This window comes from Vibrio sp. 10N.286.51.E5, assembly GCF_041469125.1.
GTDB lineage: Bacteria > Pseudomonadota > Gammaproteobacteria > Enterobacterales > Vibrionaceae > Vibrio > Vibrio crassostreae_C.
In genome coordinates this window covers 39,062-53,122 of the sequence record NZ_JBFRJZ010000054.1, presented here as the reverse complement: position 1 = coordinate 53,122, position 14,061 = coordinate 39,062, and the positions used below count along the sequence as shown (strand labels likewise).

Genomic DNA, 14,061 nt, shown 5'->3' with positions numbered 1-14,061 from the left:
TCGCCGTCACCATCAACGGCCACAACATCAAACGGTATTGTTAATGTATCGAGGTTATTTGGTGTCGTAGCGTGATTGAGAGGGCCAAGCAAGGTAAACGTATAAGCACCGTCATCAGTCAGCACTAATGTGAAGATTGGCGTCCCACCTGGGTCAGTTGCCCCTTGGTAGGTAGTCGTGTTAGTGGCACCTGTGATCTCAGTGATCTTAATACCTTCATTGCCCGACGATAGCGTCGCTTCTAGCGTTGAGATATTGCGTAGTTCGTAAACCTCTACTTGGTCTGCTCCTTCTGAGGTAACAAACGAGCCTGCCGCCTGAGCGACAACAGAGCCTAAATCGCCTTCATCAACGACAAACGTACTCGCAACTGTCGTATCAGTGATGCTTGGCACATCATCCGTCACCGTGATCTTCAAATCGATCGCATTCGATTTATCTTGGTCGAAATCTTCAGCTACAACAGAGAAGTTAAGGTTAATCGCGTTTTCACCCGCGCCATCAAGGTGCTTAAGTGGTTTAAGCAATTCGAATTGATAGCTGTTATCCGAGGTATCGAAAATAATCTCGAACACCGCTTCATTACTCGTTGCTGTTTGAGCAACATAAGTGAAGGTTGTGCCGCTTTGTGACACAGCTTGCCACTCTAAACTTTCTCCATCAGAGGTTAAGCCAGTCAGAACCAAATCTTCATCGACCAGTTCATACTTCACAACACCATCGGCGCCTTCATCAACCGTGAATAACCCATTAATAATGGTATCTTCAGATTGATCTGAACCAATACCAGTAAGATCGTCTTCATCGACAACCATTTCACCAGTCGGCGCCGTCATTACTGGCGCAGCATCGAGCACCTCGATTGGCAATACATATTGGTTAGAATCATCGCCATCACGATCAACAGCAACAACATCAAACGGTATTGTTAATGTATCGAGGTTGCTCGGTGTCGTAGCGTGATTGAGAGGACCAAGCAAGGTAAACGTGTAAGCACCATCATCAGTCAGCACTAATGTGAAGATTGGCGTTCCGCTCGCGTCAGTTGCACCTTGGTAGGTCGTCGTGTTAGCAGCACCTGTGATCTCAGTGATCTCAATACCTTCATTGCCCGACGATAGCGTCGCTTCCAGCGATGAGATATTGCGTAGTTCGTAAACCTCAGCTTGGTCTGCACCTTCTGTGGTAACAAACGAGCCTGTCGCTTGAACGACAACAGAGCCTAAATCATCTTCATCAACGACAAACGTACTCGCAACCGTCGTATCAGTGATGGTTGGCACATCATCCGTCACCGTGATCTGCAGATCGACCGCATTCGATTTATCTTGGTCGGAATCTTCAGCCACAACAGAGAAGTTAAGGTCAATCGTGTTTTCACCCGAGCCATCAGGGTGTTTAATTGGTTTAAACAGTTCGAATTGATAACTGTTATCTGAGGTATCGAAAATAATCTCGAACACCGCTTCATTACTCGTTGCAGTTTGAGCAACATAAGTAAATGTTGTGCCGTTTTGTGAAACAGCTTGCCACTCTAGACTTTCTCCATCAGAGGTTAAGCCAGTCAGAACCAAATCTTCATCAACCAGTTCATACTTCGCAACACCATCGGCGCCTTCATCAACCGTGAATAATCCATTAATAATGGTGTCTTCAGATTGATCGGAACCAATACCAGTGAGGTCATCCTCATCGACAACTGTTTCCCCTGTAGGTGCTGTCATCACTGGTACATCGTCTTTAACATTAACGAGGATCTCAGCGGCTTCTGGTGTACTAGAGCCTCCAGACAGTGCAGAACGGTCGCCATCGGCATCAACAGCATAAATTGGCAATGCAAAAGTTAGCAGCGTATCTTCAGCGCCTTGATGTGAAAGGTCTTCATACAGATTAAATTCGTAGCTCCCCAATGAAGGGCTATCAATTTTAACGTCAAAGACCGTAATTCTCGAACCATTGACCTCAACATAACCTTCGTAAGTTCTTACACCGTTGGTTTCATCAATCAGCTCAAGTAGCACAGCCTCACCATTTGAAACCAAGCTGCCACCCGTATTAAATTCCGTCGGCTCCAGTTCATAATGGTCGATGATGTCGCTTTCGAAAATATCGGCAGTGATACTTCCGCTCCCCGCTACAGGCGCGGTTCCCTCTTGTGAGCCACCAATGATGCCTGCTTCATCGACACTAATACTGTCGACATTAGTAATGACTGGGCTATCGCCATCAGTGATAACAATGTTGATGTTATTGGTTACAACATCTTGGTCGAAATCGGTAATCGTGATCGGTAAATCGAACGTCAGTGAATCGGTGCCCACTTGTTCTATTGGATTAAACTGCTCGAATTTATAAGTACCATCGGTATCTAGTGAGATAGTGAGAACAACCTCACCTCGACCTTGGATGGACAGAGTAATCGTTGTTCCATCATCAGAAAGTCTGGCAAGCGTATTTTGATTATCACTGAGCAACCCATCAAACTGGTCCAGTGCACCAGCATCAAATACAGCTGATTGAAGATTATCACTACCAATATTGGAGAACGTTCCTTCAATTGCTGCACTGCTAGTTTCTACGTTACTGATATTCACACTTTCAGCAGACGGATCGCCCCCATCAACCACGGCAACTTGCGCATTAATTGGTGTTGCTAATGGGTTTCCGGCGGTGTCTTCACCTTGAATATCAAAAGTGATGTTAATTTGATCGCCTGTATAGGAAACCTGACCGCCACCAACAGACGTTACGTGATCAATTGGTTGAGAAATCGTTGTGGTCAATGAAAGCTCAGCGTTGTTTCCAACACTAACAACATCGATGTCGATGCGTAATACTTCATCGGTGCCTTGAACACCAATGATAGAGTTCGTCGCCGCATCATAAGTAAACGTAACGGGTTGACCACTTGAAGTAATATCACTGTTTAGCTCTGTGAGTAGCGAAGCGAGAGACAGTGCTTCTGGAACAAAAGAATCAGGGGAGAGCGCTAAACTACCAGCAATAATCGTTTCGGTAGTTGTAATAGATTGGGGGTAGGTATTGCCAGAAATGGAGCCTTCGGTGAGCACTTCACTGATTGATTGACCTCCCGATGAACGGGTTATTGTTCTGAACTCTTCTCGGTCTTCATCAACCGTTTGTTCTGCTAGACCTGCGGTCTCAAAAAATGTCGACGGATGAGTTTCGGTGTAGTTGTAGTCAATCGTCACAAAGCCAGCGTTTGCAGAACCTAATCCGCCCCCCGCAGCCGTTGCTTCTAAGATTTGGGTCGGATCGGCACCACCTAAAATGGCTTCTTGGATAGCAGCAAATTCATCATCATCAAAATCTCCTGCATCGGCTTGCTGTAAGTCAAAATTAACTTCTCCAGCGATAGGAGCATCAGCCCACACTAAGTCTTGATCAACACAGCCAACACAATTACTTGCCACCTCAGTGACACCGTTTGGGTTACCTAATAACAGCTCTGCTTGGTTTGCAGTGATAACAATCTCGTTTTCACGAATAATATCGCCAACTGAAATTTTTCGTGCGCTTCCATCAGACTTAACCGCAATGACTTCTCCACTCACTGCCTCTACAACTGCAGCTTGGCGCGAAACTTCAATACCCATATATCCCCCGAGGTCACAAAATGCTGTATTGCCCAACATCGTGAAAATGATAGTAATAACGGTTTCAGGCTTAAATTATATTCAGAACTTATTCTCTGCATTAACAATCAATTACGTAGAATGATGTATGTGATGAGTCAGTTCCGTTTCGCCTGTTTTTTTATAGTTTACTTACCCTTAAGCCTAGTCTTCCCCATAAAAAATGCCATGTCTGTGCGAAGAGACATCTTTTCGCAAATCCAAGTATTCTTTCAAGGCTTAAAAACCCTAGTCAAAAGTTAGTAGGATGCTGATTAATATGCAAATGAGCGCGCAATATAAATACACATCTTCGTTTTATAAATATATACAGTAACAAAGTTGATAAATCATTAGCGAATACAGGGCATTAATAGCGGTAAGCTCTGCATCCTTAGTAAAGCAGAGGCAAGTCCCATCTTTGAGACACCTCTCAGAATCAATGTGATGATTTTTCGCTCACAAATCATGAGATAGACCGTAGAATACGAGCCTTTTAGCCTATTAGTTCACAGCCAAGAAAAGACTACTTACTGAGATGCGAGAATAGAATTTTTGTTGCTCGGCAAAACAAAAAAGCCCACTAAGTTGAAACTTAGTGGGCTTTAAAATCAGTATGTAGCGTTACGCTTTTAACAATCAAACACTATGATTTAGCGAGGCGATTTGCCGTCCAAACATAAAGCAGCTCAAGTGCGATAGTTGCACCAGCCAGTGCTGTAATCTCGCTTTGGTCATACGCTGGAGAAACTTCTACAACGTCCATACCAACCATGTTGATACCCTGTAAGCCACGGATGATTTTGAGCACTTTATCTGAGTTCAAACCACCACATACTGGTGTGCCGGTACCCGGAGCAAAAGCAGGATCCAGACAATCGATATCAAACGTTAAGTACACTGGCTTATTACCAACAATACCTTTCACTTGAGCAATGATATCGTCCACGCTCATGTCGTTCGCTTGCATCGCGTTAATAACGTTAAAGCCGTGCCCTTCCGGCTTGTACTCTGTACGAATACCAATTTGCACTGAATGTTCAGGCGAAATTAAACCTTCATTTGGCGCATGGTAGAACATAGTACCGTGATCGTAACGACTCCCCTGACTGTAAGTGTCAGTGTGCGCGTCGAAGTGAATCAGAGCCATCTCACCGTACTTCTTGCCATATGCTCTTAACAAAGGCAGTGTAATGAAGTGATCGCCACCTAAACCTAACAGAGTTTTACCACTGTTTAGAATCGCATCAGCAGCTGCTTCTAAACGTTGAGTTAGGTCTTCTGCATCACCGCAATCAAACACAAGGTCGCCAGCATCAATGACCGAGGTGTGTTCAAATACATTGAAGTCCCAAGGGAATTTTTTACCTTCCCACGCCAAGTTTACTGACGCACGACGAATCGCATCAGGTCCCATACGAGCACCCGGACGACCAGACGTCGCCATATCTAACGGCGCGCCCAACACAACCACATCAGCATCGTTGTCGATTGGGTTTTGCACCAATGGACGACGCATAAACGTCATCGCATTGGAGTACAACGAGTAATCTGGTTTCGTAAATAGATCGTTCATTAAAAATCCTCAAGATAGGTGTAACCCATCAAGCCTTGCTCTAACTCTTCAAGTACGCTTTGCTGCTCTTGCGCTGGTACTTTCGCGGTGACCAATTCTTTGTACTTCTGACGAATTAGGTCCATATCGATATGAACGTAACGCATCATGTCTTCAACCGTGTCGCCTTCGTTGATGTAGTCGATATTCGCTTGACCACTTTCATCAACATTCACCACAACACTGTGCGTATCACCAAATAGGTTATGCATATCACCCAAGATCTCTTGGTATGCGCCTACTAGGAAAAAGCCCATCAGGTAAGGTTCGTCTGGGTTCCATGCTGGAACTGGCAACGTTGTTTCAATGCCCTGGCCGTCAACATACTGATCGATCGTACCGTCAGAATCACATGTGATATCCAGTACTACCGCGCGTCGCTCGTCCGCATTGTCCAAACCACTTAGAGGCAATACAGGGAACACCTGATCGATACCCCAAGCATCTGGCAACGATTGGAACAAAGAGAAGTTCACGAAAAACTTATCAGCCAAACGCTCACTCAACTCATCCAAGATTGGACGGTGGTAGCGGTTCTTAGTACTCATACGAGAGCTAAGTTCATAGTTAATACGCAAAGACATCTGTTCTGCCCAAGCACGGTGCTGAAGGTTCAGCATGCCTGTCGCAAATTGGTTGTGTGCTTCTGCGATATCACTTTGCGTGTCGTTGTAGATCTCAATCAGCGCGCGGTCATCATTACCTGCATCTAACTCCAAGAAGTTCTTCCACATGTTGTTTAGCAACAGTGGTGCGTCTGCTTCTGGCGCAGCCATATCTTCCGGTGAGTAGCTTTCAGTACCAATCACGTTGGTGATCAACACAGCATGGTGCGCAGTCAGTGAGCGACCAGACTCCGAAATAATCACAGGTTGTGGCTGATTGTAGAGTTTACAAATATCCCCTACTGTCATCACGATGTTACGAGCGTACTCAAGCAAGCCGTAATTCATTGAGTTTGAAGATTGGCTACGCGTGCCGTCGTAATCGACTGCCAAGCCACCACCAACATCTAAGAACTTCAGTTGAGCGCCAATATCACGCAGTTCACAGTAGAAACGAGCCGCTTCACTCACGCCATTTCGCACGTCACGAATGTTTGCCATTTGTGAACCTAGGTGGAAGTGCACGAGTTCAAGTACATCCAGCTGGTCTTCGGCTTTCAAGCGTTCGATAACAGTAAGCACTTGTGATGCAGACAAACCGAATTTCGACTTCTCACCACCACTTGCTTGCCATTTACCTGCACCTTGAGAAGCAAGACGAATACGTAAACCCAAACGAGGTTTTACGCCAAGTGCTTTCGCTTCAGAAAGAACAAGATCAAGCTCAGACAACTTCTCTAGAACGATAAAGACTTTGTGGCCTAGCTTTTCGCCAATCAGCGCAAGACGGATGTATTCTCTGTCTTTGTAACCGTTACACACGATCACAGAGCTCGCTTTTTGAGCCAGCGCCAATACCGCTAATAGTTCAGGTTTGCTGCCCGCCTCTAGTCCTAGCTGCTTTTGCTCTAATTGAGCTTGGCTCGCTAAGATCTCATCAACCACTTCTTTTTGTTGGTTAACTTTAATCGGATAAACAAGTAGGTAACGATTGTCGTACTGATATTCGTCGATCGCTTGGTTAAATGCGTTACAGATATTGTGCACACGTTGATGCACTATTTGAGGAAAACGCACAAGAGCAGGTAAACCAATATTTCTTTGCTCTAACTGTTTTACGATCTTACTTAGTGGGACTTGATGATCCGTCTCGCTCGGTGAAACATACACCTCACCGTTATCATCAATTCCATAAAAACCTTGGCTCCAGTGCTTTACATTATACTCAGCACGGATGCGTTCCAAATTAACCGAATTTTCCAATTCTAGAGACCTCACACTATAGGGCCATCGACAGAAGATACCTCTTTGGAATAGCGAGGTATAACCCAACAAAAAGCGTTCAAAAACGATTTGTTGGCTGCATTAACCGATATTATTAAGAGCGAGTCCAACCATTGATATTTGTGGTGACGATTACGTTTTTTTATCGACAGATCGACTTAAAATGACAGGTAAGGAATTACAAGGTTTTAGGGTAAAAACAGGCTGAAGCGCATTAAATATAAAGCAATTTCTCACATTAAATTAGGGAGAAAAAATGTGCAGAAACCAAAAGATTTTTAGTAAATTGAGTGAGGTTAAGTCAGAGTTGTGACAAATATAAGCACTTCACAATCTGAACTCTCGCTATCACCAACACAGCTTGTGTCCCGCGATTCGATGCCGATAAACACTTCATTCTTCCTACTAGAACTCGCTCACTTCAATGTTGTAACCGCTCAATTTTTGAACTTTTCTCGCGCATATCTTGTATTCGGTTCAATCTTCTTGTAATTTTAACTGACCAACCAATCGGTCAGCCTTCGAATTTAGGGGATACTATGAGCCATAATCTAGACCTTGAACCAAACACGTCGAGCACCAACGACATGGATCAAATATTCAACCGACAACAAGATCACTACCGTAACAACGTTAATCCAACACTTGATCAGAGACGAAATGATCTCTCAGTCTTGAAAAAACTATTAATGCGCTACCAAGAGCAGTTAATTGAAGCGGTATCAGAAGATTATGGCCATCGAGCAGAGCACGACAGCTTAATTGCTGACATCACCCCTTCCCTACACCAGATCAATTACAGTGATAAAAACCTGAAGAAGTGGTTGAAGCCTTCACGTCGAAAAGCCGGCTTGATGCTAACACCAGCCAAGATTACTGTGCATTATCAGCCAGTAGGTGTGGTTGGTATCATCGTGCCTTGGAACTTCCCAGTCATGCTCTCTTTAGGCCCTCTGATCACAGCGTTAGCAGCGGGCAACACGGCGATGCTCAAGATGTCGGAGTTTACTCCAGCGACCAACCGAATTTTAAAAGCGATGTTGGCCGAAGGCTTTAGTGAAGATCAGGTTGCGATTATCGAAGGCGAAGCTGACGTTTCCGCTAAATTTAGCCAACTGCCGTTTGACCATATCCTTTTCACAGGCTCAACCGCTGTGGGTAAACACGTTATGAGAGCAGCGGCTAACAACTTAACACCAGTTACCTTGGAATTAGGCGGCAAATCTCCAACCATCATTGCCCCTGACTTTGATGTAGCTGACGCTGTTGAACGTATCTTGTTTGCCAAGAGTCTAAACGCTGGCCAGATATGTGTAGCGCCTGATTACATCTTATTGCCGCGAGAAAAATCAGACGAGTTCATCACAGCCTATAAGCGTTATTTCAAGAAGCTTTATAAAGCCGGTATTGAGAGCAAAGACTTAACCTCAGTGATCAACATGCGCCAATACAATCGCTTGAAAGGTGTCATTGAAGACGCACAAGCCAAAGGCGCGGTTATTCACACGGTAACCGAACAAGCACAAGACGATGTAAACCACAGAATGACGCCGCACCTTCTCACCGAAGTGAACGATGAGATGCTCGCGATGCAAGAAGAGCTGTTTGGTCCTGTTTTGCCTATCGTGCCTTATGATTCCATCGAAGAAGCAATCAATTACATCACAGAGAGAGAACGCCCACTGGCTCTGTACCTAATGAGCCATAATAAAGAAACCCAAGACAAGCTTTTATCAGACACGCACTCTGGCGGCGTGTGTATTAATGATTCTTTGGTGCATGTGGCTGCAGAAGACGCACCATTCGGTGGCATCGGCCCTTCAGGCATGGGACACTATCACGGCATTGAGGGCTTCAAGACCCTTAGCCATGCCAAAACCGTTCTAAGTAGAGGAAAAATCAACTTCACCAAGTTAATGCATCCTCCTTACAACAACCCAATCAAGAAACTGATGTTCAAAGTACTCAATAGATGATCACCAAAAGACAAAAAATCCTAGATGCTGCACTCCTGCTCTTCTCTCAACAAGGGCTAGAGGGCACATCTACCGGACAAATAGCGAAAACAGCCGGCGTGGCAAAAGCGACGTTGTTCCACCACTTCGAGAATAAATCTCTATTGATTGATGAACTGTTTCGCGAGCTGAAGCTAGAGCTATTCTCGACCCTTCAACCGCACACTGATGTGGCTGTAGAAGATCGCTACCAAACCTTTAAGTTCATGTGGATCACAGGAATTGAGTGGGCATTAGAGAATCCGGTTGCGATGAAGTTCTTCACCAATGTTCATTTCGACCCAACGACTCAAACTCGAGAAGTGATTGTTTCACAGATGTTCGCATCGCTAGACGAGATCATTTTGAAAGGGCAACAAGATGGTGAATTGATGGTGTTGGACATTAACCTTGTTAGACACTTCATTCATAGCCACTTTCTGATTTGTGCAAACTGGCTGATTGAACAAAGCGAGTCTCCACCAGAGCAAACATCGAAGTACATCAACGATAGCTTTGATATGTGTTGGCGCGCCGTTGGTGGGCAAACCAAGTAGCTTTAAGCCCAAGGCTCTAAGCTCTAAGCTCTAAGCTCTAAACCCAAAGATATAAGTTCTAGACTCAACTGATTTCCAATAATGATCACTAAAGCGCCACAAAGGCGCTTTAATTATTTGAACACAATTTAATCACCTCAACATATTGACTCAGAGTACGTTCTTTCAGTACCATCCCACCATCATTTCAAAAGAGAATAACGCCATAATGAAGTACTAACATCCTGACATCCGATTTATTTTTATAAAAATCATTTGGACACTCGGGGTTAGTGGGCGTTACTTCATCATCTATTTTCGCGACAAATCAAGCTCTTAAAGATCCGTTTTTTGACAAACAAACATCTTTAAGATTAGTACCTCAAAGACAGAAATCAGATCAACACCCTATTTCCTATCTTTGATTGGCATACTACCTAAGTAACGTCTTTGGCGATCTATACATAGAATTCTGTGTAGGGTTCTATATAGAAAAAGCGCCTCACCCCTTTTATTCGTATATACGTAAAGGGAGGTATTTTTATGCCTACTATTTTAGCCAATAATCTCTCATTCCAACTCGATACTGGTGAGTGGTTATTCAAAAACATCACCTTTAATTTGAGCACTCGCCTCACAGGCCTAGTCGGAAGAAATGGGGCTGGAAAGTCATTGTTACTTTCGTTGCTCGTTGGACAAAAACAGCCCACAACGGGCAGTGTTTCGCGCCAAGGTTCAATCGGCTTTTACTCTCAGTTACCATCAACGCTACTGGATACCAACATCACCATCGCTGACTTCTTAGGACTCACCGAAAAGTTAGAAGCGTTAAGCGCCATAGAACAAGGTAGCTGTGAACTGCAGCACTTCAATATCGTTGGCGATGATTGGGATTTAGAGGCGCGTACCCAGCAGTTGCTAGGTACATTAAAGATCACTCGTGATTTGAACACACTTTGTTGCTCTTTGAGTGGTGGGCAACTCGCCCTGTTACAGCTTCATCAGCTATTCGTATCAAATAACGACATACTGATCCTCGATGAGCCTTCGAACCATTTGGATAACGACGGACGCAATTGGCTACTAGAACAATGCCAGTTGTTTGAAGGTAAGGTACTTGTCGTCAGCCATGATCGAAGCTTATTGAGACAAATGGAAGGTATCTACCATCTCAACAGTTTGGGGTTACGTTTCTATAAAGGAAACTACGATGACTACTTCAAACAAATGTCGAATCAGGCCGATGCACTAGATAAACAGATTTCACATCACCAATCCGAAAAGAAACGACTGGAGCGCCAAGCTCAAGCTAATAAGGAAAAAGCACAGCAACGTGAGTCTCAAGGTAATCGACTCAGAAAGTCCGGTAGCCAACCCAAGATATTATTGGATGCGATGAAAGATAAAGCAGGACGAACGCAAGGAGCATCAGCCACTAGTCAAAAGAACTTAAAGGACCAAAACCAACATAAGCTTCAATCTCTTAAAGAACAAAAGGAACAACTAAAACCACAGGCCTTGTATCTACAACAGAGTAATAACAGTAAAAAGAGCTCTTTGTTAACCGTTGAAAACTGCCGCCTTATTTACGGCTCTGGTGCGCCAATCAGTTTCTCTTTATCACAAGGGGAACGGTGTTATCTAACCGGTGCTAACGGGTGTGGAAAGTCGACACTGTTAAAAGCGATTCACGGTCAACACGCCAATTATAAAGGCTCGATTAAGCGCTTAGGGGCGACCGTCTATTTGGATCAACACTTTGGCCTGTTAGACACCAACGATACGATGTTCGATAGTTTAATAACGCATAGCTTTGTATTAACAGAGAGCGACGCGCGAACACTACTAGCGGGAATTGGATTCAGGCGTGACTCGGTATATCGAAAAGTCGATCACCTCAGTGGTGGCGAGAAAATGAAGCTGGCGATGTTGATCGTCAGCCATAAACAGGATGCCCCACTTCTTTTGCTTGATGAACCAGACAATCACTTGGACATAGACTCGAAGCAAATATTGGCTTCGGCTCTGCGTGAATACCAAGGCGCATTCATCTTGGTCAGTCATGATAGCGATTTTGTTGAGGAGGTCGGCGTTAGCCAAAACCATATACAGCTTTAACCTTCGTAAATTCGTTCACTGAGCTTAGTTAGGCGAGTATTCTTCCGGATACTCGCCTTTCTCGGTTGAGACAAGTAAACTACTCGCCTCGAACATCTATTCATAAGGCTAAGGTTTGCATACTCTAGAACAATTAAAATCAGGGCAACTTAAAGGTATTAAGCGTCTAAAACTATCAGAAGGTCTCACAGAGTTCCCTCTAGAAATCATAGAGCTTGCAGATTCTCTTGAGATCCTAGACCTTTCAGGTAATCAGCTGTCAGACCTACCAGCCGAGTTATCAAAGCTAACTAACCTGCGTATTATCTTCGCGTCGAATAACCTGTTTACGCACCTGCCTGATGTTCTAGGGTCACTTCCTAAGCTCGAAATGGTTGGCTTCAAAACCAACCAAATCAAAACCGTTAGCGAACAATCTCTGCCGACTCAACTACGTTGGTTAATCCTGACCGACAATGAGATTGAGGCCCTGCCTAGCTCACTAGGTGAAAGACCGCGACTACAGAAACTGGCATTGGCGGGTAACAAGATTCGCGTGTTACCAGAAAGCATGGAAAACCTATCCAACCTTGAGCTAGTTCGCCTGTCTGCAAACCAGTTGACTGAATTCCCAGAGTTCCTTATCAAGCTACCAAAACTGGCTTGGTTAGCGTTTGCGGGTAACCCGTTTTGCAAACACCCTAGCAGCTTAGATAGCGTGCCTGCGGTTAGCTCTCAAAGCTATTCACTGAATCAAGTACTTGGCCAAGGCGCATCTGGCGTGATCTCGCATGCAAGCTGGCTAAACAGCGACTTCGATTTTCCACAGGAAGTGGCGGTTAAAGTGTTTAAAGGCGAAGTCACCAGTGACGGCTACCCACATGATGAACTGGAAGCGTGCTTGCAGGCTGGACACCATAACAACTTGGTAAAATCTATCGCCCAAGTAGAGGAACAAGATTACCTAGCTTTGGTGATGGAACTCATTCCAAACAGCTACTACAACCTAGGGCTACCACCAACACTCGAGACTTGCACGCGTGATACTTTCCCAGAAGGTTTCGAACTTTCAATTGCTCAAATCAATAGCATTACAGAGCAGATGATTGATGTGTTTGAACACCTTCATGCCAATAAAGTCTCTCATGGTGATCTATACGCTCACAACACTTTAGTGAACGAACAAGGTCAGATGATCTTTGGTGACTTTGGCGCTGCGACTATCTACGGCTACCTAACTGAAGAACATCAACAAGGTATTCGCCGAATTGAAGCACGTGCATTGAAGTACTTTATTGAAGACCTACTGACGATTTGTGCAAAGCAAGATCAAGACAGCGAGCTTTATACTCGATTGGCGAACTTCGAAGCTTAATAGAAGTATTCAGTCAGATTGAAGACAACAAAGCCAACATCACTGTTGGCTTTTTTATATGCTAATTAAACGAACCAGCGTTTAGCTTTCAACTTGAACAAGCTTCAAGTACGAATGCAGCTCTCCGCTCTTATACTCAACCGCAGAGTGAATATTAAGGTCAGCACGAGCCACAACAGCAAACTGGTAGCAGTTCTCACCCTTCAGAATCTCGACGTGTAACAAACCGTCTTTTAGTTGCCACTGCCCTGTTGTTTCAAATCGGTCGAACAAACGATATTCAATCAAAGAACCGTCAGCATTGAAGTGCACTTCAGTGATGTAACCGCCGGGGCAGCTCTTCACCCAAACTCGATTCTCGATATCACTGACCGTAAAGTTACGCCTTGTGTCACGCCACGCTAGAAAGCCTTCGCTATCATAAAGAGCAATGTCGAGATCAGTTCTAGAGATTAACGGCTGCTCATTTTGCTCACGACAATAAAGTTGAAGCAAAATTTGCTGAACTGTTTCGCTCTGTAATTCACTCATTGTGGCTTCCCTTTATCATTGCTCTGCGTTAGACGCAGTATTGATCAACAAATTCTATTTAAAGCGGGCTACACAAGCTCGTAAGAAACCACATACAGTTGAGAGATACCCGGGTAGATATCTTGAATCACGTCTTTCAGTACTTGCAGCGTCATGTTCTCTTGCTGAGCATGGAACTCACCTAAGTCATCAAACAAAATTGGCTCAACGCTGATGATCTTAAGATTACAGAACACACGGTCTTGCTCTAGCGTCGATACTTCCACAACACTGCCTGGCTGGTAGTCTCGCTCAGATTCATCACGAATAGTAATCGTCTTCTTGCCAGATAGGATGTCAGTTTCAAAACGTTCGAAGAACGTCATAGTAGTCGGTGCGGTCATTTATTT

The 14,061-nt window shown here is 44.4% G+C and carries 9 protein-coding genes; 4 read left to right on the top strand and 5 right to left on the bottom strand.

All coding sequences use genetic code 11. The features are described 5' to 3' along the window. The 3 genes from AB4161_RS18665 to speA all read right to left on the bottom strand — a co-directional run. Positions 1 to 3,617, bottom strand: a 3,617-nt coding sequence (locus tag AB4161_RS18665; RefSeq protein ID WP_372083882.1) for a retention module-containing protein, incomplete at its 3' end; no start/stop codon positions are given. Between the two features lie 664 nt (positions 3,618 to 4,281). Next, positions 4,282 to 5,211, bottom strand: a complete 930-nt coding sequence (gene speB, locus AB4161_RS18660) for an agmatinase (RefSeq protein ID WP_372083881.1) — start codon at positions 5,209 to 5,211, stop codon at positions 4,282 to 4,284. Then, positions 5,211 to 7,118 (bottom strand): arginine decarboxylase, encoded by a 1,908-nt coding sequence (gene speA, locus AB4161_RS18655; RefSeq protein WP_372083878.1) that lies wholly within the window; start codon positions 7,116 to 7,118, stop codon positions 5,211 to 5,213. Before speA ends, speB begins: the two co-directional genes overlap by 1 nt. A gap of 560 nt (positions 7,119 to 7,678) precedes the next feature. Here speA and AB4161_RS18650 point away from each other — a divergent pair. From AB4161_RS18650 to AB4161_RS18635, 4 genes are all read left to right on the top strand, one after another. Next, a complete protein-coding gene (locus AB4161_RS18650) occupies positions 7,679 to 9,115 on the top strand; it encodes a coniferyl aldehyde dehydrogenase (protein ID WP_372083876.1) in 1,437 nt (478 codons plus the stop codon). Continuing rightward, positions 9,112 to 9,690, top strand: coding sequence for a TetR/AcrR family transcriptional regulator (locus AB4161_RS18645; protein WP_017066051.1), 579 nt, complete (start codon positions 9,112 to 9,114; stop codon positions 9,688 to 9,690). The genes AB4161_RS18650 and AB4161_RS18645 overlap by 4 nt, the downstream gene beginning before the upstream one ends. Positions 9,691 to 10,212: 522 nt before the next feature. Beyond that, positions 10,213 to 11,787: an ABC-F family ATP-binding cassette domain-containing protein gene (locus tag AB4161_RS18640; RefSeq protein WP_372083874.1), complete on the top strand. Its 1,575-nt coding sequence runs from the start codon at positions 10,213 to 10,215 to the stop codon at positions 11,785 to 11,787. 115 nt (positions 11,788 to 11,902) lie between these two features. Next, positions 11,903 to 13,141 (top strand): leucine-rich repeat-containing protein kinase family protein, encoded by a 1,239-nt coding sequence (locus AB4161_RS18635; RefSeq protein WP_372050968.1) that lies wholly within the window; start codon positions 11,903 to 11,905, stop codon positions 13,139 to 13,141. Between the two features lie 81 nt (positions 13,142 to 13,222). Here AB4161_RS18635 and AB4161_RS18630 read toward each other — a convergent pair whose 3' ends face one another. Beyond that, positions 13,223 to 13,672, bottom strand: a complete 450-nt coding sequence (locus AB4161_RS18630) for a hypothetical protein (protein WP_017063604.1) — start codon at positions 13,670 to 13,672, stop codon at positions 13,223 to 13,225. Between the two features lie 68 nt (positions 13,673 to 13,740). Further along, positions 13,741 to 14,055, bottom strand: coding sequence for a N(4)-acetylcytidine aminohydrolase (yqfB, locus tag AB4161_RS18625; RefSeq protein WP_017063603.1), 315 nt, complete (start codon positions 14,053 to 14,055; stop codon positions 13,741 to 13,743). Between the last annotated feature and the right edge of the window lie 6 nt (positions 14,056 to 14,061).